Below are 25,736 nucleotides of genomic sequence, written 5' to 3' on the forward strand. Positions count from 1 at the left end.
CACCCACGGCCCGGAGGCGCCGCCGAAGGGCGCCGCGCCGCTCGTTGCTCAGCCATCAGAGTGTCGCCGAATCGAGGCGCAGCCGTGTCCGTCGGCGCCCGTCGCACAGTCCGGAGGGCCGGGCTGCCCTGCAAGCGAGTTCCCGAACTTTTCGGATCAAGGAGCATGATGCACAAACGTCGCACGTCCCGCCGTAAGAAGGCGCTCATAGCCGCGATCACCGCCACCCTCTCCGGCGGTCTGCTGTTCGGCTTCGGTGCCCTCGCACAGGCCGATGCGGTGAGCGGCACGGTCATCGGCGGGCAGGGGAACTTCAGCACCGTCAACCATAGGGTGAAGCCGTCCCTGTCGGCCCAGGTCAACGGCTCCTCGAGGGTGGGTGCCAGGGTCCAGATGTCCTGCCGGACCACCGGCGACGCCGTGGAAAACAACCCACGGTGGATCTATACCGGCTCCTACTACATCGCCGATGCGTTCATCCAGGAGAACACCACCGGCTTGCCGGTCTGTGGTTCGAACCCGAAGCCCACCCCCACGACGGCGAAGTCGCTCAAGATCGACATGCAGAAACAGGTCAGGACGCAGTGGTGCTGGGACGCTTCCGGCGTGACCATCGCCGAATACTGGGGCCGCACCGTCAGCCAGGAACAGTTCTGCCAACTCGCCTCCCAGGCCTCCTGGGTGGACTGCAACAACAGGCCCGCAACCCTGGAAGACATGGCCAACGGCCTGGCCAGGCTGGGGCTGGGCAACAGTGGCCGCAGCCTGTACCGCAACGCCTCGTTCAGTGAGTCGGCCGCCGAGATCGCCGCAGGCCGGCCGTTCGCCGTCCGGATCGGCTGGCGCAGTGGCGGCGGCCACATGAACGTCATCTACGGCTACGACAGTGCCAGCAACATGATCGCGGTCGGTGACCCGTGGCAGACCACCCAGACCTATACCTGGTGGAACCACTCCACGTACGTCAACAACGCCTCATTCCAGTGGACCCATTCCCGCATCGGCATTCAGGGCTGAGGAGAAGACCGACCATGCAGACCATGCGACGCACCAGGCGCGCGGCCGTCCGAGCCGCCGCCCTCGCCACGACCGCTGTCGCCGCCATTCTGTGCGGAAACGTTTCCGCACAGGCTGCGGACGGCGACGGCATCGCGGGCTACCAATCCGCCCAGCAGACCCTCCGGAGCGACCAGCTCCGGGACACCGTCTCCCGCTTCCTGGTCTCGGCCCGGCCGCCCGGCAGTGCCGCCGCCGCGGACGGCGGCGTCGCCGGCACCCCCCGGAGCGCACCCTCCGCAGTCGCCGCGCCGCCCAGGTTCGACCTCAAGAACCCGGTGCCGATGTTCGAAATCAGCCCCGAGTTCGTGGCCGGCAAGACCCAGGCGACTCCGCAGACCGCGCTGCGGCTCTCCTATCTCGCCTCCCGCGTGACCGCCTCCGACGGCCACCAGGCAGCCGTACTGCTCGCGCCTCAGGGAAACACCGCCGGGATGGGCAACGGAGGGCAGAACGTCGGTGCCGAGGGCTGGCAGCTGGCCGGCATCCGGGACGGGGACGCAGAGGTCAGCCTTGCCGAACGCGGCACCCCGCAGGCCCGCACCTTCACCGAACCCCAGATCCACGCCTGGTACCGGCTCACCCCCGAAGGACTGATCGAACCCCTCAACGAGGAGGCGACCACCGGTCTGGGCGGCAAGCGCTCCCTCACCCTTGCCGCATACCAGAAGCTGGTCACCGCCCGATACGGTGACAAGCTGCCCGGCTCCGAGTACGACCGGAAGGGGTTGGCCGGCGGGTACGGCGGTTTGGTCGAGGACCAACCGACTCAGCCGGTGGCCGCGTCCGGGAGACCGTTGGCCGAGGCGTCCTGGCAGTCGGCGGCCGGGGCCGCGACCCTGGCGGCGGCCGTCGGCGGGGTGGTGTACGCGCGTCGTCGACGGACGGCCGCCACGACGGCCGCCACACGCTGACCCGTGCGGATACATCCGGCCGCAGGCCACCGGGGCATGTGGGCACGTTCGGGCCGCACCATCCGCACTCACCGCAGGTCGGAGAGCGTGGACGACCTTGCCTTGCCGTAGGAGGTCGCAGCCGGTGCGCGGACGACCTCCGGTCCGGCGCTTGACCCGTTCAAGCACGGATTCAGCCGTGTCGCCAGGGGTGATCGGCCGGGCCGGCGGTCGGTGTCCGCCTTCGCCGGCGGGGTACATCTCGCCAGTCAGGCCGCCCCTGGAGCGCTCAACTCCGTCGTCGGGTCGTTTTGTTGGGTAGCGATCCGCAGTTCGGGACCCGGGCCCTGCGTCCTGTGCTCCCACCACAGGTACGACCGCCGATAAGCCGCAGGCACCCGGAGCGGTAAAATGGCGTCGTCAGGCCCACAGGGTCCAGCCGCAGGAGTACCGCTCAACCGGTCGTCCACGAGAGTGCTGGACACACCCCAATCGTCGCGCCGGAAACGGGCAGTCGCCCTCGCCGACAGAGGAGTTGGCGTTATGAGCAACGTAGTGATTCGGGCAACGACCATCGCTGCCGCTGCCGTTCTGGCAACCACCGGGGCCTCGGTCGGCGCCACTCAGGCATCAGCCCTGCCGAGTACCCCTACCTGCCATGTAGCCGACCTGAACCTTACCGTCGGTGAGCCGGATGGCGCCGCCGGGTCTCTCTACTACCCGATCCTGTTCACCAACACCTCAACCCACACGTGTACGTTGCGCGGATACCCCGGCGTCAGCGTCGTGGACGTCCGGCATCATCAGATCGGCACCTCGGCGATCCGCACCGGCGAGCCGGTGAACACGGTGTCCGTCTCCCCCGGCGATACCGTGACCGCAGTCTTCCGCACCAACAGCCGGGGCGTGGTCGTAGAGGACCGGGCGCGGCCGTCGTGAAGTTGCTGCTTGCCGGCGCCGGCGCGGGGTTCGTGTTGGCCGGGCTGGCCCCTGCGGATGTCGACGTGAACCAGCACGTCATAGGGGCCCTGCTCATCATGGGAACCGGCAACATCGGTCTTGTCTCGCCGGATTCGCCCTGGCAGCCACCATTTCCGGCCCATGGCGCTGGGCGACCGTCCTGCTGGGCATCACGGCGATCACGGCCTTCGGACTGTTTCTCTCCGGCCACTACCTCGGCCTGGGCATGGGAGGGATGGAACGCGTCGCAGCCTTTCCCCTCCTGGTCTGGACACTGGCCATCAGCGTGCGTGGTCTCATCCGGCGGGCAGGCCGTACGCATGATCCGATGCCTGCAGGGCGTGTCCCGCAAGTACTTCGCGGCTGATGTACGGGTGCCCCGCATATCCCCGCAGACGCCCCCGGTGGCGTAGCGGGCGCGCGGCGCCGCCTGCGTCTCGGCGCCGCCTGCGCCGCCCATCCGGCCAGGCGGCGCCACCCCCGCCTGGCCCGAAGTCTCCACGTCGCCACACATTCGCGGCCCCTATCTGCGGCAGGCCCTGGTGTCCACCAAGACCTATGACGAGGCGGCGTTGCCCATGCTGTTCCTGTGGCGGCGGATGCACCGGCAACCCGTCGCCCACCCCCCTGACCTATACCCAAAGTGACGGATAATCACGTAAAGTAGCGATGCCGTGCACCGATCTCGTCCGAGCGCCTGCGGGAGTCGCCTTGTCCATGCTGCTGATCAGAGGTTCGTTCAAGATGACGGACCGCGCCAGGCCGGACGGCGACACGCTCCCGTTCGTGGCGGACAACGTGGCCGACTGGAAGCTCGTACCCGGCTGCGAACCGATCGTGCCGAAGGCCGACGGCCGCGTCAGCATCAGGCTGGAAGCCATCGACGCACTGGAGACTCACTACGGACAGAAGCCTCACGAGGAGCACCAGCCGCGCGACCTGGCCCACCAGGCGGCCGACAAGCTGTTGACCCTCGTCGGCTTCGAATCCGTCATTCGCAACCAGGAGGACGAGACCGTCGTCACCGTGCCCGAGAGCGTGCCCGGCTGGATCCTCACCCGGGGCAGCGACGTCCACGGCCGGTGCGTGGCGTTCGCCGGCAAGACCACCCCACCCGTGTACAGCGGCTACGAGACCAACATCGACGACGATCTGCTGAAGAAGACCGCCAACTACCAGTTGCTCAAGCTCGGTCTGGTCTACCCGACCTACTACTCCGGCCTTCCCTCCTACTTGCGTGAGGTGCTCACCGACGCCTCGGTACAGGCGCGGGCGGCCGGGGTGGGCCTGTGGGCCGCCGGTATCGACAAGACCATCGACGGGGCGACGGTCACCGCGATGTCCTCGATCACTGACGACCACACCGGGCAGGTGCTCCTGCCGAAGTTGTTCCGTCGGCTGAAGGACTACCTGGACTTCACGCCGGACCATCCGTCGCTGGACCGCTTCCGGGCGTACCTGGCCGGCGGGGCGGACGAGTTCCGTCTCCTGCCCGACACAAAGAAGCTCTTCAGCGGTCTGCACCACATCGTCGAGGTCACCGCCGACAACACCGTGAGGATGACCCACCCGGCCACAGAGATCATCTTCACCGAGAAGTGAACCGCGACCGGTGCCCTGCCTGTTGGGGCCGCAGCCTGGTCGCCTCGCCAGGCGGGAGCACCGCGCCGTCACGCACCGTCCTGACCCGCCCGGGGCGCCCGCCCCCAGTCGGGCGTCATTTCACCGAGCCGGCCATCACGCCTTGCACGAAGTGCCGCTGGAAGGCGAAGGCGATCGACGGGCCCCCGAGGAACAGGAACGCACCCGGTGCGAGGACGCCGATGTTGCTGCCGAACTGCCGCATCCGGTACTGGAGGGCGACCGTGAGGGGCTGGGACTCACTGTCCGCGAAGAGCAGCGCCACGAGCATGTCGTTCCAGACCCACAGGAACCGGAAGATGGCCAGGTTCACTATTGTCTTGGCCACGGGCAGCAACCCGATCCGCACGGGTTCACCGAGGACAGCAGCTCGCCGGTCCGCGGATGGCGGCCCGTGAGGCCTATCGCGGAGAACGCATAGTCGTGGATACGCAGCGCCACTTGGTCGCGGTGGAGGACGTCAAGGACATCGAGGATGTGCCCGGTGCCGCGCACGAGGCGGAACATCTCGGAGATGTGCTGCAGCCATCGCCACGAACTCAATCACCGTCCGCGCAAGACCTACGGCTACCGCACTCCGGCAGAGGTCTACGCCGACCTTCTGACAGCGTACCGAGCGAAGCAGCACACCTTCACGCTGCCTGTGGTTTCTCGACTGTGCGTCGGTCAAGAACGTCGGTGTGAGCTCCGCACTGCGTCGCTCCGCGGTGATTTCGGTGGTGACCTGCTTCTTTGCACGTGTTCTATGAGTCACGAGCTGTCACGGCATGCCACGGAGGGCCCAAAACTCCTCACGGGTGGATTTTTGTAAGGCCTTGACAAGACTGCCCTCGCTCGTGATGTCGGCCCGTATCAAGGACAGGGGGCCAGCATCCATCGGATCGAGGAGTTCCTATGTCCCGGAAGCGGACCATGAGTTACAAGAAGAAGATCACGCTCTCTGTCGTCGCCGGAGCCGTGGTGACCGGAGGGTTCGTCGCCACGATGGCACCCGGCAATGCCGCAGTCCCCGACGTCGTGTGTCCGGGGTCGACGGTGACGTTGTCGGGTGAGGCGGGAGCGCCGGCGGCGAGCAGCGCGACCTTCCCAGTGGGTACGAAGCTGAAAGTGACGAACCTCGACAACGGTCACGCGACAACGGTCACGGTGAACGGCCCGTCGGGCAGCTGTGCCCTACTGAACAACGCGGCCTTCGACAAGGTACGGGAGCCCGGCAAGAATCTGATCCGACGGGCGCGCATCGAGCGCGTCGCTGGTGGCGCTGGTACGGCGGGTTCGGCGGGTGTTCAGGTCCCCCCGGCCACTGGGGAGGTGGTGTGTCCGGGGTCGACGGTGACGTTGTCGGGTGAGGCGGGAGCGCCGGCGGCGAGCAGCGCGACCTTCCCGGTAGGCACGAAGCTGAAAGTGACGAACCTCGACAACGGTCACGCGACAACGGTCACGGTGAACGGCCCGTCGGGCAGCTGTGCCCTACTGAACAACGCGGCCTTCGACAAGGTACGGGAGCCCGGCAAGAATCTGATCCGACGGGCGCGCATCGAACGTGTGCGCTGAGTGACCTGAGCGACCAGAGCCGAAATAGGGACACTGATGTTGTGGCGGGGCACCGGCACGCCGTCCTCGCCACAACGTCGGTTCCCTCGTGGGTCCACGACCAGCACGGTCGGGTCGATCTCCTCGTGCATCGGCCACGCCAGCCTCGCCCGCATGGTGGCCCCAGTCCCGCAGGCTGGAGGTCACGAAGTGAGCCAGGGCCTGGCGGTTGCCATCGGCCGCGTCGTCATCACCTACGACGCGGTCTCCACCGCCATCGCGGGCATCCGCAACGACGCCGTGGGCGGCGTGAAGATGCCGTCCCTCTCCGAGGTCGCCGACAGCTGGCTGCGGCTGCACGGCAACAACCGGGTCGAGGGCGCCAGCGGCTGGATCTGCCTCGACCATTACGGCAACCCCTACAACAAGACCGTCTCCATCGTCCATCTCGACCCGACGACCAAGACCGCCGTCTTCGACGGCATCGCCTGGCCCGCGGGCCACGCCCCCGACCCCAACTGCTCCATCCCCAACTGAGGCCGACGGCAAGCCCCGCCCCCGCCCGACGCGCCCGCCCGGCCGCCCGCCCGTCGGGCGGGGTTCGCTGCAGTTGTCGTCAGAGTGTCACGGCCGCATCAGGAGCGATGCGAGCGTGACGGCCGCCAGAACTGGGCGGCCCTGTCGTACCCGGTCGCAATGCCGCACCACCGCTTCAAGCCGTTGAGGCACCGTTCCACGACGTTACGGTGCTTGTAGACGCTGCGGTCGAATGTCGGCGGGCGGCCGCCGCGGTTGCCTCGCCGGGCCGGTTGCGGCCCTGGTGGGAACGCTCGGGAATAACGGCACCGACCCGGATCTCCGGTCTGTCGCCATCCGGACCTGCGGCGACGACTTCGCCCAAAAGAAATGCAGGTATCGCTCGTAAGCCGGAAGGTCTGTCCGGTTCTGGTCGGGCGAACCGCACGGGCTGGTCGCCTCTACGACTCTCGATGGAGCCCGACCTGCGGCCGCTCACGAGGTGCGAGAGCATGCGCGCAGAGTTGTGGCTCCGGTAGGCGGTGCGGCTTTGAGCACAGCGTCGGCCTGTCACCGTTCCGCGTCTTCACCCCAACGACGATGAGCACCAACCCCACGACGACGCCGAGGCAAGCGGTGGGTGGCGGAGAAGCTCAGCGATGACGTCGGCCGAATCACTGTGCCCATGTGCGCCTGGGCCGACAAGGACACGACGGCCGCAGTGGCGGTGGCCACCGCGGAGACACCGCAACCAACCCCCGAAAGCATCGATCTCACCAAGGTAGCCACCACAACACTCAAGGTGCGGGCAGAATCCGGTAGCCCATCAAATGATGGGCTACCCCCCGACCTGACCAAGTCTCACCAGCGGCGGCCCCCATTCCCCCTGGGGTGCGGCAGCCACCTGGTGTAGGCAGGCCACCGACCTGAACCGGTACCTCTGGTAACGAACCCCGCCGGGGTGCCCACTCGTCTTCACCGAGAAGTGAGCCGCGACGGGCCGCCGTGCACCGCCTGATCGGCCCGGGCCGCCCGGCAGCCCCCGCCGGACGTCATTTCACCGAGCCCGCCATCACACCCTGCACGAAGTGCCGCTGGAAGGCGAAGAAGACGATCAGCGGGACCACCAGGGACAGGAACGCACCCGGCGCGAGGACGCCGATGTTGCTTCCGAACTGCCGCATCTGGGACTGGAGGGCGACCGTGAGGGGCTGGGACTCACTGTCGGCGAAGAGCAGCGCCACGAGCATGTCGTTCCAGACCCAAAGGAACTGGAAGATGGCCAGGCTCGCGATGGCCGGGCGGCCGAGCGGCAGCACGAGCCGGGTGAAGATCCGCCATTCGGTGCCGCCGTCCATCCGGGCGGCTTCCAGCATTTCGCCCGGGATCTCGGCGAAGTAGTTGCGCAGCAGGAAGATCGCGAACGGCAGCCCGTAGGCCACGTGGAAGAGGACCACTCCCGGGATGGTCCCGAACAGGCCGACCGCACCGAACAGTTTGGCCACGGGCAGCAGCCCGATCTGCACGGGTACGACCAACAGACCGACGACCATGAGGAGGACGCCGTCCCGTCCGGGGAAGTCCAGCCACGCGAAGGCGTATCCGGCGAGTGCCGCGATGCCGACCACCAGGAGGGTGGTGGGCACCGAGATCAGGACGGTGTTCCCGAAGGCCGCCACGATGCCGGAATCCTTCAACAAGGCGGTGTAGTTGTCCAGAGAGAGCTGGGACGGGTCGGTGAGCGCGTTCCACCAGCCGTCGGAGGCGTTGTCCCGTTCGGATCGCATCGACGAAAGGAACAGCCCGGCCAGTGGGGTGATCCACACCAGGGCGATCAGGAGCAGCAGTGCCTGGACGGCCGAGCTGCTCAGCAGGCGCGACAGCCGGCCCTTGCGGGGCGGCTTGGGCCCGGATGTGGCAGGGGTGGGCGGGACAGCGGTCGTACGCCTGGGCCTTCGGCGCTCGATGGTGCCGTGGCTGCTCATGTCGCACTCCTTCGGAAGCGCCGGATGTTGAAGATCATTGCCGGGACGACCAGCAGGAGGAGCACCACGCTGAGCGCACTTCCGAGGCCCTGGTTGTTGCCTCCGCCGAAGGAGACCAGCCACATGCGGGTGGCCAGCACGTTGGCTTCTTCCTGTACGGGTCCGGGCGCGATGATGTAGACGAGGTCGAAGACCTTCATCACGTTGATCACCAGCGTGACGAAGACGACGGTGAGCACCGGCGCGAGCAGCGGCACCGTGATCTTGCGGAATATCTGGCTCTCGGTGGCACCGTCCATCCGGGCGGCCTCCAGCGCGTCGCGCGGGATGGCGGCGAGCCCTGCCCCGATGAGAACCATGGCGAAGCCGGTCCACACCCACAGGTAGGCGCCGATGATGGCCGGTGTCACCAGAGCCGGGCCGAGCCAGTTCACGCCTTGGTAGGGGGGCGCGAAATTGGCCGCGGGCAGTCGAAGGGTGTACTCGCCGTCGGCCAGCCCCGTGAGGCGGAAGGAACCGTCGGCGGCGGAGGTGGCGGTCGCGGCCGTCCGGCCGTCCCGCACGGCCTCGACCGTCATGCCGGGCAGGCCCTTCTCGCCCCGGTCCACCTCGCCCGGCGTTCCGGAGCCGCCAGGGGCGAAGTCGAGGTAGACGACGCCACCGATACCGTCGGGGCCGGGCGCCGTGGCGGCAGCCGGCTTCGCCCCGGCGGGGACCGCGTCAGGTGCGACGCCGACGAGGCCGAGGTTGACCGAGCCACCGGGACGCATCGCTTTCACTGTGCTGTAGGGGCCGCCCGCGCTCCCCGTCAGTGCCTGGCCCTCGCGGACACGGGCCGTCGGATAGGCGGCGGCGTCCTCGAAGGTGTCGTGGACACCGACGACGACCGCGTTGAGCACGCCCCTGCTGGGATCCTGCTCGTAGGCGAGTCTGAAGACGATGCCCGCGGCGAGGAAGGAGACGGCCATCGGAAGGAAGAGCGTCAGCTTGAACGCGGTCGCCCAGCGCACCTTCTCGGTGAGGACGGCGAGCATCAGTCCGAGTCCGGTCAGCAGGGTCGGGGCCACGACGACCCATATCGCGCTGTTGCGGATCGCTTTGAGGGTGGCCGGATCGTGGACGATCGCCACGTAGTTTCCGGCTCCGACGAAGCGGTCGCCGCTGGCGTCGAAGAGGCTGCGGCAGAAGGAGAAGACGACCGGGTAGACGACCAGCGCGCCGAGCAGGAGCAGGGCCGGCAGTACGAAGACGGCCGCGAGGCGGCGTTTCCTGTTGTGGGCCCGGCGCCGGGCATCGGCCGCGGCGCGGGCGGGCAGGGTGTCAGCCATGGGGTCCGCCTCAGTTCCCGTACGCCTTGGCCGCTTCGGCCTCGAGCTTCGCGGCCGTGCCCTGCGGGTCCGAAGGGTCGCGCAGGAAGTCCTGGAGGAGCTTCCACTCACCCGCACCCTTGGTGCCGCCGAAAGCCGCCGGAGCCTGGTCCGACATGTCGAAGCGGACCGAGTTCCCCGCCGCGACGAGCGACTGGGCGGTGCTGCGGCTGGTGTCGTCGCCGTACGCGCCGAAGTCGACCTTGGTGTTCGGGGACAGGAAGCCGCCCGCGCCGGCCCAGACCTCGGCTGCCTCGGGGCCGGCCAGGAACTCGAGCAGCCTCATGCCCGCCTTGCCGTTCTTCCCCGCCTTGAGGACGACGGCCGCGTCCCCGCCGCTGACGACGGGTGGCTTGCCCCCGTCCACCGCCGGGAAGGGGAAGAACTTGGCGTCTTGCCCCGGCTTCTTCCCGAACTGGTCCTTGGCCACGCCGCCGACGAAGTCGCCCTCGTAGACCATGCCGGCCTTGGGCTGGGGCCCGAATACCTGCTCGACCGAGGAAGGGAAGTCGGTGCGCAGCGCCGTCTCGGCACCGCCGGCGACGAGTTGCTTGTCCTTGAACAGTTCACCGAGGGCGGTGAGGGCCTTCACGACGCTGTCGTCGGTCCACTTGAGCTTGTGCTGGGCGAGTTGGTCGTACTTCTCGGGCCCCGCCTGGGAGAGGTAGACGTTCTCGAACCAGTCGGTGAGGGTCCAGCCGTCCTCGCCCGCCACGGCGAAGGCCGGGCGCCCGGAGTCGGCGAGGGTACGGCCGGCCTTCAGCAGATCGGCATAGCTCTTCGGCTCGCCGACTCCGGCTTGGGCGAAGGCGTCGGGGGCGTACCAGACGGTGGACTTGTGGGCGGCCTTGAAGTAGAGGCCGTAGTACGTCCCGTCGACGGTTCCGTAGTCCTTCCACACCGGGGGAAGGGTGGATCCGGCCGTCCGGGCGGCCTGGTCGGACAAGGGCTGGAGCCAGCCCTCCTTGGCGAACTGCCGGAGCACGCCGACTTGGGGGATCATCACCACGTCGGGCGCGTTGCCGCCCTCGATCTTGCTTCCGACGAAAGTGGAGACGTTGTCACCGGAGGGGACGAAGACCGCCTTGGCGCCGGTCTTCTCGGTGAAGGCGTCAAGGACCTTCTTGAAGTTCTTCTGTTCGCTGCCCGTCCAGACACCTGCCACGGTCACGGTCTGGCCGCTGAGTTCGCCACCGCTCGCGGGTGCGGTGGTACCGCCACAAGCGGTTGCTCCGATTACGAGGAGAAGGGTTGCCGACGCGGTGGCCGCGGTCCGTCGGGTCGTCTTGCCGGGTCGTTGCATGATGGGTCCTTTTCTAGGAAGCGGTCCGGGACGGCGGAGTCGCGTCCGGCGTCACCGCCAGGGGGGTTGCGTCGGCTCACGGGGATGCCGCTCGCTGGTTCAGGGAGCCGGGTACTCCGATGTCCACCAGGCGGCCGTCGCCGCCGGGAGTACGCCGTCCGGGCAGGGTCCGCTGGCGAGCAGCGGTGTTCCCGCGACGGGGGCGGGTGCCGCCTCCGTGCCGAAGTTGACCGCGCAGACCAGGCCGTCACCCCGGACGATGGCCAGCACCTGCCGGGGCGTCTCAAGCCAGCGCAGGGTGCCGTCACCGAGTTGCGGCAGGCTGCGCCGCAGTTGAAGGCCCTCCCGGTAGAGGTGCCAGAAGGAGCGGGTGTCGGCCAGGGCGCGGTCAGTGGCGTGCTCGGCGAACCACTCAGGCTGCGGCAGCCACGGCTTGGCGCCGGCCGCACCCTGGCTGAAGCCGAACGGGGAAGCGTGGCCCGACCAGGGCAGCGGTACCCGGCAACCGTCCCGGACCCGCTTGCGGCTGCCGGTGCGGTGCCATATCGGGTCGGTCAGGACCTCGTCGGGCAGGTCGAGGACCTCGGGCAGGCCGAGCTCCTCCCCCTGGTAAACGTAGGCCGCGCCGGGCAGGGCGAGCATCAGCAGGGCGGCGGCGCGGGCGCGGGCGGCTCCCAATCCGCTGCCTTCCACACCGGGCTCGCCCGCGTAGCGGGTGACGGTGCGGACCTGGTCGTGGTTGTTGAGCACCCAGGTGACGGTGGAGCCGGTGTCGGCGATGTCGCGCATCGCCTCGGTGATCGTCGAACGGAAGGCATCGGCGTCCCACGGGGCGCTGAGCAGGTCGAAGAAGAACGCCTGGTGCAGTTCGTCGGGCCGGACGTACTCGGCGTGTTCGCGCGCCGTCGGTACGGACACCTCGCCGACCAGCAGCCGCTCGCGGCCGTCCCGGGTGGTGTACTCCTCGCACACGGCGCGCCAGCGGCGCCATACGTCGTGGACCTCGGGCCGGTTCCAGGCGAGCTGGTTGACGGAGTCGCGGGCCCGCTCGTCGGCCTCCGGGTCGTCCGAGTCGGGCAGGTCGGGGTGCTTGAACAGCCCGGCGGCGACGTCGATGCGGAAGCCGTCGACACCGCGGTCCAGCCAGAAGCGCAGCACGCGCTCGAACTCGTCGCCCACCACCGGGTCGCGCCAGTTCCAGTCCGGCTGCTCGGGCGTGAACAGGTGCAGGTACCAATCGCCGGGGGTGTCGTCAGGCCCCGTGGTCCGGCTCCAGGCGGGGCCTCCGAACATGGCGCGCCAGTTGTTGGGCGGCTCCGTCCCGTTCGCTCCGCGGCCGGGTGCGAAGTGGAAGCGGGAGCGCGCGGTACTGCCGGATTCTGCGGCAAGGGCCTCGCGGAACCACGGGTGCTCGCTGGAGCAGTGGTTCGGGACGATGTCGAGCAGCAGCTTGAGGCCGAGGCGGCGGGCGTCGGCCACCAGCCGGTCGAACTCGGCGAGGTCGCCGTACACGGGGTCGACGTCGCAGTAGTCGGCCACGTCGTAGCCGTGGTCGTGCTGCGGCGACGGGTAGAAGGGGCTGAGCCAGATGCCGTCGACGCCGAGCTTCCTGAGGTAGGGAAGTCCGGCCCGTACGCCGGCCAGATCGCCGATGCCGTCCCCGGTGCTGTCGAGGAAGCTGCGGACGTAGACCTGGTAGATGACCGCGTCGCGCCACCAGGAGTCGGGTGTGGTGACGCTGCGGGAGGGGTGGCCGGTGCCGGCCGGAAGGGTGCTGAGCATCTCGCGTCGACCTGTTTCTGCTGAATGCGAGAGCGCACTGAGACATGCGCTGTTATGCATGCATGTTAGGTAGCAGCGACTGGAGAGTGTCAACGATGTGTCCGAAAGCCATGAAAAGTTGGGGTGATTAGTCCCTAAATCAGAGCGGAAGTAAGCAGGGCATCTACCTAACATGTAGGTAGATGCCCTGGAGAGGATCGCTCAGGATCGTGTGGGATCAGCCGGTGCGCGAAACGCCGGCGAGCTCACGCGCAAGCCGTGCCACCGCCTGATCGGGTGTCTCGCGCTGCGCCATCAGGTCCTGCGCCACGGCCTGTACGGCCAGGCTCACCTGGTCGTAACGGGCACTCTTGGGGCGTGGCACAGCCGACAGCACGCTCTGGCGGAGCGTCGACAGGTACGGATAGGCGCGCATCAGCTCGGGGTCTTCGTAGAGCGCGGCACGCACCGGTGGAAGCGAGCCCTCGGTCAGCACCTTCCGCTGGACCCGTTCGCTCGTGAGGTAGGAGATCAGATCGGCCGCCGAAGCCGGATGCCGGGAACGGCTGCTGACGGCCAGGTTGGAGCCGCCCAGCACGCTGGTGCCGGGCCCGTCGGGTCCGGGCAACGGCACGACGCCGAACTTCCCCGCGACCTTCGACCCCGCCCCGCTCGCGTCCGCGTAGACGTAGGGCCAGTTCCGCAGGAAGAGCAGCCGGCCCTCCTGGAACGCCTGTCGGGACTCCTCCTCCTTGTAGCCGAGGGCGTCCCGTGGGATCCAACCGTCGCGAACGCCGTCCGCGAGGAACCGCAGCCCGGCGCGCGCCGCGTCGGAGTCGACCGTCACGCGGGCGCCGTCGTCGCGCAGGATCGAACCGCCCGCCGAGTGAACGGCTTCGGTGACGTTGACGGTCAGCCCCTCGTACGGCAGGAACTGGCCGGCGTACCCGTCCAGTCCGTGCTTCGGGGCGATAGTGCGCGCCTGGCGGACAAGGTCGGCCCAGGTACGCGGTGGCTGTTCGCCTTCCGCGTCCAACACGTCCTTGCGGTAGTAGAGCAGCCCCGCGTTGGTGACGTACGGGACCGCGTACAGCCTGCCGTCGAAGGTGGCGGTGTCGACCACCGGCCGCAGGAACGCGTCCAGGGAGAAGCGGCTGCGGTCGAGCGGGGCGATCCATCCGGCGGCGGCGAACTCGGACGTCCAGGCGACATCGATGTTCAGCACGTCGAAGCGGTTGCGGCCCGATCGCAGTTCACTGATCATCTGGGCACGGGTCTCGTCGGCGGAGTCCGGAAGCTCGACGAGCGTGACGCGCTCGGCGGGATGTCCGGCGTTCCAGTCGTCGAGCAGCGGGGAGAGGTAGCCGGTCAGGTCTCCCGCCGTGACCAGCGTGATGGGGCCCCGGCCACCGGAAGCCACGGCGTCGCGGGCGCGCACGTCGAAGCCCGCGTACCCAGCCAGCACCACCGCCACGACCAGGAGAGCCCTACCCGCGGCACGCATCCACCGCATAGGTTCCTCCCAATGCACGATCCGGCTGCGTCGCCGACCATCGGGGCCTATATATACCCGTTAGGCATGGGCGATACTAGACGTCCAGGCAGACGGGCAGGAGGCGGAGCCAACCGGCCACTGCCGGGTGAACAGGCGACTACCGAGCGGGAGGGAGGCGGAGCGAGTGCGGCTGCCGCTCCTGGCACTCCTCACCCGTGGCCCCGCCCATGGTTACGAGCTGAAGCAGGACCTTGAGAAGCTCTTGGGCGCCGCGTACCCTCAGCCCAACGTCGGCCAGATCTACGTCACCCTCGGCCGACTGGAGAAGAGCGGTCTGATCGAAGGCGAGGACGTCGAGCAGTCGGGCCGGCCCAACAAGCGCACGTACAGGCTGACCGACGCCGGGCAAGAGGCCGTGCTCGCCTGGTTCGACGACACCGCCGAGGAGCCCCGGGTACGGGACGAATTCTTCATGAAACTCGCCCTGGCGCCTCAGTCGGGTCTGGCCGACCCGGTCGCGTTGATCAACAAGCAGCGACGCCAATACCTCAACACGATGCGGGACCTGTCGAAGCTGGCTGCGGCAGAAGACCGCGACAACAAGATCTCACAACTGCTGATCGAGGGCGCCATGCTGCATTTGCAGGCCGACCTCGACTGGCTGGAACGCTGTCAGGAAGAGCTGGAATGAGCGAGGACGCCGCGACCGCTCCTGCCGTGCCCATCGTTCGGGCCGAGGGCCTGTCCAAGACGCACCACGGAGAAGGCACGCCGGTGCACGCCGTGCGCGAGGTGGACCTGACCGTCCAGCCCGGCGAGTTCGTCGCGGTGACCGGACCGTCGGGCGCCGGAAAGTCCACACTCCTGCATTTGATCGGGGGCCTCCAGCGGCCCGACGGCGGGAAGCTGTGGATCGACGGGGTGCGCGTCGACGAGTACCGGGAGGCCCGCTGGGCCGTGCTCCGCCGCCGCAGCGTCGGAGTCGTCTTCCAGTTCTTCAACCTGGTCTCCAACCTCACCGTCGCCGACAACGTCGAGCTTCCCGCTCTGCTCGCCGGAGCCTCCCCCAAATCCGCGCGCGAGTCCCGCGCCGAACTTCTCGCCGAACTGGGGCTCGAAGGCCGCGAACGCTCGATGCCCGGCGAACTCTCCGGCGGCGAACAGCAGCGGGTCGCGCTCGCCCGGGCCCTGGTCAACCATCCCGCCCTGCTGCTCGCCGACGAGCCGGCCGGCAGCCTCGACAGCAAGGGCACCCGGGAGGTGCTACGGCTGCTCTCCCGCTTCCACCAGCGCGGCCAGACGATCATGATGGTCACCCATGACGCCCGGATGGCCAGCGCCGCCGACCGCGTCATCAGTTTCTTCGACGGCCGCATCGCCGACGACGCCCAGCTCGGCGACGGACGCCGCGGGCGGGCCGGCGGGGTGTCCCGCGTACTCGAACTGAAGGAGTGAGCGTGCGGGCTACTCTGCGCTGGGCGCACGCCGACTTCCGAGCACACCGCGGGGAAGCCCTCTTCGTCGTCGTGGCCAGTGCCGGGATCATCGCCTCGCTCCTGCTCGCCGGCGCGATGTTCAGCTACGCCGCGAACCCGTGGCAGCGGATCTTCAACCAGTCCCAGGGCGCGCACATCTGGCTGCACACCCGTGCCCGGGCCGCGGACGTGGCCGCCCTCGGCCACCTGGACGGGGTCGCGGCCCTCTCCGGGCCCTACCGCACAGCGGCGACGACGGTCGAGTCGCGCGGCGCGCGAGCCGGGGTGACACTGCGAGCGGCCTCGGTGCGGCCCCCCGAGATCGGACGGCCGCTCCTCACCGCGGGCAGCTGGCTGCCCGCGGCGGACAACACGGCCGCGGCCGTCGTGCTGGAGAATTCCGTCGCACGGGCGCTGTGGGCGGAGCCGGGCGAGACGGTGCGGGTCACCGGACCGGACGGCGCCCCCCACGAACTACGGGTGGCCGGCATCGCCGAGGTGCCCGAACCCCGCTACCAACCGGGCGGCGCACCGGGCATCGGCTGGGTGCTCTCCCCCACCCTCGACGCGATCGCCCCCACGGACACCGGGCAGAGTGTGGGGCTGCGCCTCAAGGATCCGGCAGACACCGACTTCATGGTCCAGCGTGCGGTGACCGCCTTGGGCGCCGACCGGGTCGCCCAGGTGACCAAGTGGCAGCAGGCCCGGGGGGAAGCGGGCGGGGACGACCGGCTCCTCGGACAAATGTTCGCCGTGTTCGGTCTCGGTGCGCTGCTCGCGGCGGCACTCGCCGCTTCCGGAGCCGTCGGTACGCGCGTTCGCGGCCAGCTCCGGGACATAGCCATCCTCAAGGCCGTCGGCTTTACTCCCGGCCAGGTGGCCCGCGGGTTTCTCGTACAGCATTCGGCCTTCGCGCTGCTCGGGGTCACCCTCGGCACGACGGCGATCGCCCTGCTGGGCGCCCGGATACCGGGGCACGTCGGGGAAGCGGCGGCGGTCTGGCAGGACCTGCCTGGACACACGGCGCTGATGATCGGCGTCCCCTGCGGCTCGGTCCTACTGATCGCGGCTGCCACGGGCGTCTCGGCCTGGCGGGCCGGTCGGGTGCCACCGCTGCCCGCGGCCCGCGCGGCGTTGCCGGCCGCAGCGCCGATGACCGCCCTGGGCAGGCGGGCCCTGGGGATGCGCGTGCCTGCCGCCTTCGTGCTCGGATGGCGCGCGGCGTTCCCGCGCCGTGCCCGGACGCTGGCATCCGTGGGCCGGCTGGCCCTGCCACTCCTCCTGATCACGGTGGCGCTCGTCGCGTGGTCGACGCTGGACCAGTTCCGCAGCCGGCCCGCGCAGATGGGCCTGTCCGCGGCCCTGACCGTACGGGCCGATCAGCCGACCGGGCCGTCGGACGCGGAGTTGGAGAAGACCCTGGCGGCGATCCCGGGCGTCGCCGCGGTCCATCCCGGCGCCGAGATGGCGGCCCTGGTGCCGGGGCAGACCGGCACCGTCACGCTCCGCGGGCTGGGTACGACCGCACGCCCCTACCCTTCCACGGTGGTGGAGGGACGGGCGATCACCGGCCCGGACGAGGCGGTGGCCGGGCAGGGACTGCTGGACCTCCTCGGCGTACGGGTCGGTGACTGGGTACGCATGACTGTCGAGGGACGACCACAGATACTGCACCTCGTCGGCCGAAGCATCGAGCCCGATTCCGGTGGCCGCGTCATCACCACCACCCTGGACGCGCTGCGCGAGCGTGATCCGCGGCTACGGCCTCACTTCCAGGCCTTGTTGCTGCGCAAGGGCGCGTATCCTCGGGCCGTGAGGAGCACGCTCGCCGCGGCGACCGGGGGAAAGCTGGAGATTCGGGAGACGCCCAATCCGGCCGACCGGCTGCAACCGGCACGCGCAGTGATCGCCGCCCTGATCGCCGTATTGGCGCTGATCGGTCTGATCGAACTGCTGACCCTGATCAGTGCGGGAGTACGCGACCGGGGCCGGGACCTGCTCGCACTCAAGGCAATGGGGCTGACGCCACGGCAGATCGGCTCGATGATCGTGGCGGCCGCCGGACTGACCGCGCTCGTTTCCGCCGTGGCCGCAACGGTGGTGGGCGTTGTGAGCGGCCGCTGGCTCGTGGACGCGCAAGGCGCGTCGAGCGGGATCGGCGCGGGCATCGCCCAGCCGCCGTCACTGCCCGTGCTGCTGACGGTGATCGTCGGAGCGGTGCTGGGTGCGGTGGCGGCGGCGACCCTGCCGGCCACGCGGACGGCGCGGCGGAGGCCGGCGGACTCGCTGAGCGAGACGCTCTGAGCCCGCCGAGGGGCTGTCAACCTTGACTCCCTGCTTCCCGCCGCCCAGGCCGTCGCCGCTGCACGGGGCGCAGCCGACAGCGGTCCCGGCGCGGCCGAAGGTGGTGGAGCCGGCGAGGACCAAACAGGGCGGGCAGCCGGCGCACACGAGCAGTAGGTCCGACGGCGGGGGGCGGGGACCGGCCGGTTCCCGCCCCCCGCTCACCGAGCGGGGCGGCTCAGCTCCAGGGCTGGGCGACCAGCCAGCTGGTCTCGGCACTCCAACCGGTGCTGTTGTCCCAGCTGTTGGCTCCCCCGTTGCCGGCGACGTAGACCGAGTAGTTGTAGTGGCGCAGGTACTTCGTTGGGTAGTTCACCGACTGGAAGGAATAGCCGGTCCCGCTGTTACCGGCGGTGGGGCAGAAGGTGGCGTCCTGGGCGAACGGGCTTCCCCCGTCGTCCGCGCCGAGGCGGCAGAGTAATACGGCTGTGACCTGCCGCTATTCAGTTGGGTCGGGTTGATCACTAAGGTTCTCGGGTGCCTGACAACAACGAGATACCCACGGGTCGGAGCGACCCGGACCCGGACGAGTGGAATGACTTCGTCCGGCGGTTCGAAGCAGAAAGCCCGGGTCAGCAGCCCGCGCCCCGGACGCGGCGCGTATGGCCGCTGAACCTGGCACTGGCACTGGTGGCGGCGGTGGCCGCATTCGCCGTGCTGAAGTACGCCGGAGCCTCGCCCGGCAACGGAACCGCCGCTCCCGCTCCGGCCGCGCCCACACCTGCCAGGGCTACGTCCGCCGCGCCGTCGACCGCGCGGCCGTCGTCCGCGCCGCCGCGGAGCACGACGGCCGCGGTCGCCGGCGCGCCTGCTGTGATGCCGCTCGCCGAATTGTTCCCGGAGCAGGTCAAGGGTGCTTCCGCGGCCACCTTCACCCGGCTGGGCTCGAGGGTGATGGACTCCTGCACGGAGCCCGAAGAGGTCGGACGCCGGCTGGCCGCCATGATCGAGGACAGCGCCGGCTGCGTCGGCGAGCAGGTCGCCCTCTACAAGGACGACCGGAACAACCAGTACAACATGGCCGTTTTCACGATGAAGGACCCGCAGGACACTCTGAGGTTGGTGACCGAACTGTCGATGGCCTTCGACGACTACCAGGTCGCTGTTCAGGCTCCGCCTCCCGGATCGGGTCTGTCGACGCTGCCCGCGGACAGCGGGCTGGTGCAGGCTTTCACCGGCCACGGCCGGGTCATGGTGGTCGCCATGGGCCAGTGGTCCGACGGCCGGACCGCTGACTTCCAGCAGCTGGTGGACCGGATGACACCGCTCCAGGACGCGGTCTCCCGGAAGGTCGGCGCGCACGAGGGCGCAGGCTGAGACCGGGCGAGAGGACTGTTCAGTCGACGGGCCAGCTGTGGACCGGGGCGTTCATGTGCATGAAGTCCATGTACTGGCACGTCATCCGACGCAACGACTCGTGGCGGCGCAGGTTGTCGTCGAGGTGGTGGAACATCTCCGACTGCCAGGTGGCGCCGTTGCGCCCGGACACACAGCGCTGTTCGATCACGCCCAGCAGCTGTTCACGCCACATGTCGTCCATGCCCGTGGCTTCCAGGCCCCGGTGCGCCAGCGGCAGCAGTCGGCGCAGGACGAGTTCGGCGGCCGGGACCTCACCCATGCCGGGCCAGTAGAGCGAGGCGTCGATTCCGTGCCGGGCGGCCAGGTGCAGGTTCTCCTCCGCGGCGGAGAAGGACATGCGGGACCACACCGGGCGCTCCTCCTCGACCAGCGCCCGGGTCAGGCCGAAGTAGAAGGCGCCGTTGGCGAGGATGTCGGCCACGGTCGGCCCGGCCGGCAGCACCCGGTTCTCCACGCGCAGGTGCGGTTTGCCGTGGGCGACGGCGTACACGGGTCGGTTCCACCGGTAGATGGTTCCGTTGTGCAGACTCAGTTCTGCCAGCTCGGGCACGTTCCCCGCGTGGAGGGTGGCGTGCGGGTCCTCGTCCTCGCAGAGGGGAAGCAGCGCGGGGAAGTAGCGCTGGTTCTCCTCGAAGAGGTCGAACACGCTGGTGATCCAGCGCTCCCCGAACCACACCCTGGGCCGTACGCCCTGCACCTTGATCTCCTCGGGGCGGGTGTCGGTGGCCTGCTCGAACAGCGGGATACGGGTCTCTCGCCACAGCTCCTTGCCGAACAGGAAGGGCGCATTGGCGGCGAGGGCGACCTGGACCCCCGCGATGGCCTGCGCCGCGTTCCAGTAGGCGGCGAAGTCGTCGGGGGCGACCTGGAGATGGAACTGGACGCTGGTGCAGGCCGCCTCGGGGGTGATCGTGTCGGCGTAGGCCCGCAGCCTCTCCACCCCGTCGAGCGCGATCCGCAGGTCCTCGCCGCGGGCCGCGAACACCTGCTCGTTCAGGAGGTGGTAGCGCGGATTCTCCGAGAGGGCGTGCCCTCCCACGTCCTTCTGCTGGAGCGTCGGCAGGATGCCGATCATGACGAGGTGGGCGCCGACCGTCGCGGCCCGTTCCTCTGCGTGATTGAGCGCGTCACGGATCTCACGCTCCCAGGCGTCAGGACCGCCCTCGGCCAGCCGCCGGGGCGGAAGGTTGATCTCCAGGTTGAAGCGGCCCAGCTCAGTCGACCAGGCGGGGTCTGCGATGGCGGCGAGAACGTCGCTGTTGCACATGGCCGGCTCGCCGGAACCGTCGACCAGGTTGAGCTCGATCTCCAGGCCGACCTGGGGCCGCTCGTAGTCGAAACGGGCCTCGCGCAGCATGCGGGCGAACGCGTCGAGGCAGGACTGCGTCTTGTTCCGGTAGCGGCGCCGGTCCTCCCGGGTGAACATCAGCGCCGGGACATCGCGTCCCATCGGACCTCCCGCGTCACCCGGCGCTCGGGTCCGGGTGCTCGTGGACGTTCTTCCTCCAGCGTCGCACGCCGCACGCCGCAGCGCCCGCGGCGGCTGGCTGCGGCGGCAGCCGTCACGGGGTGGAGATGCCCCCGCCGGGGAGGGAACGCGCGTCAGTCGATCAGAAGTCGGCCTTCCGGAAGAGGGTGGAATTCCCCGCAAGGAGACCGGTGCCCCGCAGGAAGCCCGGGGCACGATCGTGTAGGCGACTGAGTCCGGAGAGACGTCACGGCCGCCGCACGCCGGAGTGCTACCCGGGCGGCCGGACAGCAGGTACGGCTGACCGCCCTGGGCGTCGAAGCCGCCCAGGCCCCGTCCCCCTCCCCCCGGACGCGCATACGGCGAAAGGGCCGGAGCCTGGTCTCGCGGGTCTGCTTCTCCGGTCCCGCAAACCCCGGTGGTGTCTGAGCCGTCCCGGGCACTGACCGATGGGGACAGGAGCTGGTCATAGCCCTACGGCCGCGCGGATCAGACCGGCCACGGCGAGGGAGCGGCTGTGGGCGGGCCAGGCGATGTGGGTCACGATGGGCGGCGCGTCGGTCAAGGGGACGGCTGTGTGCTCGGCCCACAACCAGGAGCGGGCGGAGTCGGGGACGACCGCCACGGTGCGCCCGAGGGCGATCAACTGGGCCAGTTGCGTCTGGTTGTGGATCTCGGGGCCAGGGCCGGGTGCATAGGTGCCGCGGGTGGGCCAGCGGGCGAGCGGCAGATCGGGGACGTCCCTGACATCGGCCAGGGACAAGGTCTCGCGGGCGGCGAGGGGGTGCGCGGCAGGCAGGACGGCGACCTGCCCCTCGGTCGTCAGTGCCTCGCTGTCGAACCCGGCGAGGGAGTTCCACGGCGTGTGCATGAGCGCGACATCGGCGCGTCCGTCGCGCAGCAGCTCTTCCTGCTCGCAAATGCCGCACGGCAGCACCTCGATCTCGGCACTGTCGGGCTCAGCCGCGTAGGCGTCGAGAAGTTTCCGCAGCAGTTCGTGGGACGCGGCGGCCTTCACTGCGAGGACCAGCCGGTTACGGGGGCCGCCGGGGCTGTCGGCGCCGCCGGCGCGCCGGGTGCGGCGAGCGGCGGCGGCGGTCGCGTCGAGGGCCGCCCGGCCCTCGTGCAACAGCACCTCTCCGGCGCCGGTCAGGCGGACACCGCGGCGGTTGCGCTGCAGCAGGCAGACCCCGAGGCGCCGTTCGAGCTGCTGGATAGCCCGCGACAGCGGCGGCTGGGCCATGCCGAGGCGCTCGGCGGCGCGCCCGAAGTGCAATTCCTCGGCGACGGCCACGAAGTACCTCAACTCGCGGGTCTCCAGGGTGTCCACGGCCGCAGCATACGCGGTGATACCCGGCAGGTATGACAGGACACCGTATCGGTGTTGGCCGCACTGTTCGTCCGCGAGCCACCATCATCGGCATGAGCGAAACGATGATCGCGCTGGTGACCGGCGCGAACAAGGGCATCGGGTACGAGATCGCGGCCGGGCTGGGCAGCCTCGGCTACCGGGTGGGCGTGGGGGCCCGTGATGAGACCCGACGCGAAACCGCCGTCGGGAAGCTGCGCGCCCTCGGCGTGGACGCGTTCGGGGTACCGCTGGACGTGACCGACGACCGGAGCGTCACCGATGCCGCGGAGATGATCGAACGACTGGCCGGACACCTGGACGCCCTGGTCAACAATGCAGGCATCTCAGGGGAGATGGGCCCGGGGTGGGAGCAGGACCCGACCGCGCTCGACCTGGAGGTGCTCCACACGGTCGTGGATACCAACGTCATGGGTGTCGTCCGGGTGACCAACGCGATGCTGCCACTGCTGCGGCGCTCGGCCTCGCCACGCATCGTCAACGTCTCCAGCAGCGTCGGCTCCCTGACCCGGCAGGCGGACCCGGACATCGAGATAGGCCCGATCATGGCGGCCTACGCGCCGTCGAAGTCGTTCCTCAACGCCCTCACCGTGCAGTACGCCCGGCAGTTCACCGGCACGAACATCCTGATCAACGCCGCCTGCCCGGGCCTGGTCGCGACCGACTTCACCGGCTTCCACGGACCCCGCACCCCTGAACAGGGCGCCGCCACGGCGATCCGACTCGCCACCCTGCCCGACGGCGGCCCGACCGGTTCGTTCTTCGAGGACGACGGCGTCGTCCCCTGGTGATCACGAACGGCCCTGAGCCGACGAAGCCCCGGCAAATCCACCAAACGGTGCGGACGGACCGGATCGACTGAGACAGCGTCAGGCGCCTGCCCGACAGAGACCAGACCGACCGGGATCTCCGGCGACGCGGTGCGACCGCCAGAACCATGCCGCCCGGCGTGAACCGGATCCCGTCGGACTTCCTTAATCCTTCTTGGTCTCGCCGCAGGACGGGGCCGCCGATACAAGCGGTTCGGCGGCGGATACGTCGAGCACGGCGTCGCTGGGGTCGTCCGGTTGCCGTCCCTGCCCGCTTCAGGTCCACACTCATGGCGCCGCTCCGGATGGCGAAGCTCTGGCCTGTCGGCCGAGGGACTGCGACTGCGCGCTACCTGCCTTCTCTCACGGCAGCCCGCTGCGACCAGCGCCGGCGCAGCCGTGCCCGGAGGGAGGTAGGGGCAGCGGCCGGGAGGGGGTGCGCCTGCGTGGCGGCGGTCGTCATGCGGCCGAGTTCCGCCCGGATTCCGTCCTTTCGGAGCCATCCGTATCCGCCGTCCTGAAGGCGGCGCCACCGACGACGACGGCCCTCTCGTCGCCGCGGACCTGGGCCCGGCCGCAACCGGCCGGGTCCCGCCCCCGCCCCCGTCCGCCGAGCGAGGCGGCTCAGCTCCAGGGCTGGGCGACCAGCCAGCTGGTATCGGCACTCCAACTGGTGCTGTTGTCCCAGCTGTTGGCTCCCCCGTTGCCGGCGACGTAGACCGAGTAGTTGTAGTGGCGCACATACTTCGTTGGGTAGTTCACCGACTGGAAGGAATAGCCGGTCCCGCTGTTACCGGCGGTGGGGCAGAAGGTGGCGTCCTGGGCGAACGGGCTTCCCCCGTCGTCCGCGCCGAGGCGGAGCTCGAAGTTGTAGTGCCGGAGGAACCGGCCGGGCTTGTCGAGCGACTCGAACGTGAGGCAAGAGCTGTTCGCCAGGCCGGCACGGACGATCCACGTCGCATCGGCCTTGAGGGCGGAAGGGCTTGCGGAATCAACTGGCGAGATGGTGGCCTTGTCGTCCGCGTCGGCATGGGTGAGGAAGTCGCGGTTGCAGCACGTCGTCGTGGCTCGCAGTGACACGCGTGAACCCGGTGTCAGGGCGCCGGCTTCGGTGGCGACGCTGCTGTATCCGGTGGCGGCGATGTTGGCCTGGACAGCGTTCTCGGTAGTGTCCGAGGGGTAGCCGGAGGTCATGACGCCCTCGTAGAAGGTGCCCGCCGAGCCCTTGCTGTTGTCGCCGCCGATGCCGAGGATGATCGCACCCTCCTTGTGCATCGGGTTGTACCCCGCCACGTTGGGCCGAGGCCCGCTGTAGTACGTGGAAAGGCCGCCCGCTTGAGCGTTGCCCGCGCGAATCGCCCACTGGTTCGGCGCCCCTTTGACGACCGCGGTCAAAAAGCGGTTGCTGACACTCGGGTCGTTGGCGTTGTACCGGGCGTTGACCCCGGAGAACAGTCCGTTCTCCAGGTCTGCCATCACCCACGGCCCGGCGCCGGAACCGTACCCCCAGACCTTGATGTTGCCGAAGTAGATGGCCTCCATGTGGCCGTTGCCGGTGTCATTGCTGCTGGTCTCGGCGTTGCCGTAGTCGAAGCAGCAGCCGCCGTTGTAGTGCGTTCCGTCCAGGACCGCGTACATGCCCTCGGACTGGTCGCCGACCGCGATGCCGTTGGTGTGGTTGTTGCGATAGCCGGTTCCGGGCGCGATGTAGACGCCGTACGCCTTGTGACCGCCCACCGTGACCGGGGCCTCGACCGCGTTGGCCAGGTCGTCCGGCCCGCCGGCCGCCCCGCCGGCCGGCGCCTGGGAGAGGTGGTTGCCCTTGCCGGACTGGTCGTAGATGACGGTGATCACGCAGCTGGTGCCGGTGCAGAAGGCGTCCTGTGCGGCGGCGTTGGCGTAGCCGCCGGGGCTGAGCACGCCGATGTCCTTGAGTGCGCCGTCCGTAGCGCGCTTGACCTGGTAGAGCGCGCCACCGTACGAACCGTACAGTGACCGCGTCGTACTGTGCGCCGCCACACAGGGCGTACCGCCCGCCGCGTAGATGTCGCACGGCCCCTGCGTGGCGGCTTGCGAAGTGGCAGCCGTACCGGTGATGAACCCGGCGGTGAGTGCGACCGTCGCTCCGGCAGCGAGAAGGGTGCGCCGCGTACGGCTGATCAACTGATGGAAGGCCATAAAGAGCTCCTGCACGTCGGATGGGAGGAGAGCTTTGTTAGCGCTAACAATTTCTGGTACGAGCGATGGCAGACCTGTAATTCTGAGGGGAGGTACGCGGCTGCCCACACCAAGTGGCACTCACTATCACCACACACTGACATGGCGTCAAGACGTGCCGCACACATCAAAACTGCATGACGGCGGCCCCCACCCGTCCCGGAAGACCATCGCACCCACACCATG

The 25,736-nt window shown here is 69.3% G+C and carries 19 protein-coding genes and 2 pseudogenes; 11 read left to right on the top strand and 10 right to left on the bottom strand.

Annotation, left to right across the window (positions count from 1 at the left end):
* Window positions 1-165: 165 nt before the first annotated feature.
* The 4 genes from ACV7NM_RS01415 (at window position 166) to ACV7NM_RS01430 (ending at window position 4,511) form a co-directional block, all read left to right on the top strand.
* Entirely contained in the window at window positions 166-1,017 is an 852-nt protein-coding gene (locus ACV7NM_RS01415; protein WP_463408463.1) for a papain-like cysteine protease family protein, read from the top strand.
* Window positions 1,018-1,040: 23 nt separating this feature from the next.
* Window positions 1,041-1,970 carry a hypothetical protein gene (locus tag ACV7NM_RS01420; protein ID WP_463408464.1) on the top strand — a complete coding sequence of 310 codons (930 nt, stop codon included), beginning with the start codon at window positions 1,041-1,043 and terminating at the stop codon, window positions 1,968-1,970.
* Window positions 1,971-2,492: 522 nt separating this feature from the next.
* A complete protein-coding gene (locus ACV7NM_RS01425) occupies window positions 2,493-2,888 on the top strand; it encodes a DUF4232 domain-containing protein (protein ID WP_463408465.1) in 396 nt (131 codons plus the stop codon).
* 738 nt (window positions 2,889-3,626) lie between these two features.
* Window positions 3,627-4,511: a thermonuclease family protein gene (locus tag ACV7NM_RS01430; protein WP_463408466.1), complete on the top strand. Its 885-nt coding sequence runs from the start codon at window positions 3,627-3,629 to the stop codon at window positions 4,509-4,511.
* Between the two features lie 115 nt (window positions 4,512-4,626).
* On the opposite strand, the pseudogene ACV7NM_RS01435 reads toward ACV7NM_RS01430, so the two are convergent.
* Window positions 4,627-4,887 (bottom strand): annotated as a pseudogene (locus ACV7NM_RS01435) (carbohydrate ABC transporter permease); the annotation flags it as partial.
* 575 nt (window positions 4,888-5,462) lie between these two features.
* Between ACV7NM_RS01435 and ACV7NM_RS01440 the strand changes: the two are divergent.
* Both ACV7NM_RS01440 and ACV7NM_RS01445 read left to right on the top strand, forming a co-directional pair.
* Complete coding sequence (locus ACV7NM_RS01440; RefSeq protein WP_463408467.1) at window positions 5,463-6,104, top strand: RlpA-like double-psi beta-barrel domain-containing protein; 642 nt, start codon at window positions 5,463-5,465, stop codon at window positions 6,102-6,104.
* A 153-nt stretch (window positions 6,105-6,257) separates the two neighbouring features.
* Window positions 6,258-6,620 (top strand): hypothetical protein, encoded by a 363-nt coding sequence (locus tag ACV7NM_RS01445; protein WP_463408468.1) that lies wholly within the window; start codon window positions 6,258-6,260, stop codon window positions 6,618-6,620.
* Between the two features lie 1,031 nt (window positions 6,621-7,651).
* Here the strand turns inward: ACV7NM_RS01445 and ACV7NM_RS01450 are convergent.
* The 5 genes from ACV7NM_RS01450 to ACV7NM_RS01470 form a co-directional block, all read right to left on the bottom strand.
* A complete protein-coding gene (locus ACV7NM_RS01450) occupies window positions 7,652-8,584 on the bottom strand; it encodes a carbohydrate ABC transporter permease (RefSeq protein ID WP_463408469.1) in 933 nt (310 codons plus the stop codon).
* Window positions 8,581-9,912 (bottom strand): carbohydrate ABC transporter permease, encoded by a 1,332-nt coding sequence (locus ACV7NM_RS01455; RefSeq protein WP_463408470.1) that lies wholly within the window; start codon window positions 9,910-9,912, stop codon window positions 8,581-8,583. The genes ACV7NM_RS01450 and ACV7NM_RS01455 overlap by 4 nt, the downstream gene beginning before the upstream one ends.
* 10 nt (window positions 9,913-9,922) lie before the next feature.
* Complete coding sequence (locus ACV7NM_RS01460) at window positions 9,923-11,254, bottom strand: ABC transporter substrate-binding protein (protein WP_463408471.1); 1,332 nt, start codon at window positions 11,252-11,254, stop codon at window positions 9,923-9,925.
* Window positions 11,255-11,353: 99 nt separating this feature from the next.
* Window positions 11,354-13,036 carry a glycoside hydrolase family 13 protein gene (locus tag ACV7NM_RS01465; RefSeq protein WP_463408472.1) on the bottom strand — a complete coding sequence of 561 codons (1,683 nt, stop codon included), beginning with the start codon at window positions 13,034-13,036 and terminating at the stop codon, window positions 11,354-11,356.
* 217 nt (window positions 13,037-13,253) lie between these two features.
* The gene (locus ACV7NM_RS01470) at window positions 13,254-14,528 is read right to left on the bottom strand and encodes an ABC transporter substrate-binding protein (RefSeq protein WP_463408473.1); all 1,275 of its coding nucleotides are present in this window, start codon (window positions 14,526-14,528) and stop codon (window positions 13,254-13,256) included.
* Window positions 14,529-14,694: 166 nt separating this feature from the next.
* Between ACV7NM_RS01470 and ACV7NM_RS01475 the strand changes: the two genes are divergently transcribed.
* The 3 genes from ACV7NM_RS01475 to ACV7NM_RS01485 are packed head-to-tail and all read left to right on the top strand — an operon-like array spanning window position 14,695 to window position 18,289.
* Window positions 14,695-15,201: a PadR family transcriptional regulator gene (locus ACV7NM_RS01475; RefSeq protein ID WP_463408474.1), complete on the top strand. Its 507-nt coding sequence runs from the start codon at window positions 14,695-14,697 to the stop codon at window positions 15,199-15,201.
* Complete coding sequence (locus ACV7NM_RS01480) at window positions 15,198-15,965, top strand: ABC transporter ATP-binding protein (protein ID WP_463408475.1); 768 nt, start codon at window positions 15,198-15,200, stop codon at window positions 15,963-15,965. The genes ACV7NM_RS01475 and ACV7NM_RS01480 overlap by 4 nt, the downstream gene beginning before the upstream one ends.
* 2 nt (window positions 15,966-15,967) lie before the next feature.
* On the top strand, window positions 15,968-18,289 hold the full coding sequence (locus tag ACV7NM_RS01485; RefSeq protein ID WP_463408476.1) for an ABC transporter permease: 2,322 nt from the start codon (window positions 15,968-15,970) through the stop codon (window positions 18,287-18,289).
* A gap of 217 nt (window positions 18,290-18,506) precedes the next feature.
* Here the strand turns inward: ACV7NM_RS01485 and ACV7NM_RS01490 are convergent.
* Window positions 18,507-18,728 (bottom strand): annotated as a pseudogene (locus ACV7NM_RS01490) (AbfB domain-containing protein); the annotation flags it as partial.
* 77 nt (window positions 18,729-18,805) lie between these two features.
* On the opposite strand from ACV7NM_RS01490, the gene ACV7NM_RS01495 reads away from it, so the two are divergent.
* Window positions 18,806-19,645 carry a hypothetical protein gene (locus ACV7NM_RS01495; RefSeq protein WP_463408477.1) on the top strand — a complete coding sequence of 280 codons (840 nt, stop codon included), beginning with the start codon at window positions 18,806-18,808 and terminating at the stop codon, window positions 19,643-19,645.
* A gap of 19 nt (window positions 19,646-19,664) precedes the next feature.
* On the opposite strand, the gene ACV7NM_RS01500 is transcribed toward ACV7NM_RS01495, so the two are convergent.
* Window positions 19,665-21,137 (bottom strand): glutamate--cysteine ligase, encoded by a 1,473-nt coding sequence (locus ACV7NM_RS01500; RefSeq protein WP_463408478.1) that lies wholly within the window; start codon window positions 21,135-21,137, stop codon window positions 19,665-19,667.
* A gap of 484 nt (window positions 21,138-21,621) precedes the next feature.
* A complete protein-coding gene (locus ACV7NM_RS01505) occupies window positions 21,622-22,485 on the bottom strand; it encodes a LysR family transcriptional regulator (protein WP_463408479.1) in 864 nt (287 codons plus the stop codon).
* Window positions 22,486-22,577: 92 nt separating this feature from the next.
* On the opposite strand from ACV7NM_RS01505, the gene ACV7NM_RS01510 reads away from it, so the two are divergent.
* Window positions 22,578-23,315: an SDR family oxidoreductase gene (locus ACV7NM_RS01510; protein ID WP_463408480.1), complete on the top strand. Its 738-nt coding sequence runs from the start codon at window positions 22,578-22,580 to the stop codon at window positions 23,313-23,315.
* A gap of 642 nt (window positions 23,316-23,957) precedes the next feature.
* On the opposite strand, the gene ACV7NM_RS01515 is transcribed toward ACV7NM_RS01510, so the two are convergent.
* Complete coding sequence (locus tag ACV7NM_RS01515) at window positions 23,958-25,511, bottom strand: alpha-L-arabinofuranosidase B (protein WP_463408481.1); 1,554 nt, start codon at window positions 25,509-25,511, stop codon at window positions 23,958-23,960.
* Between the last annotated feature and the right edge of the window lie 225 nt (window positions 25,512-25,736).

The organism is Streptomyces sp. Tek67B01 (genome assembly GCF_055231995.1).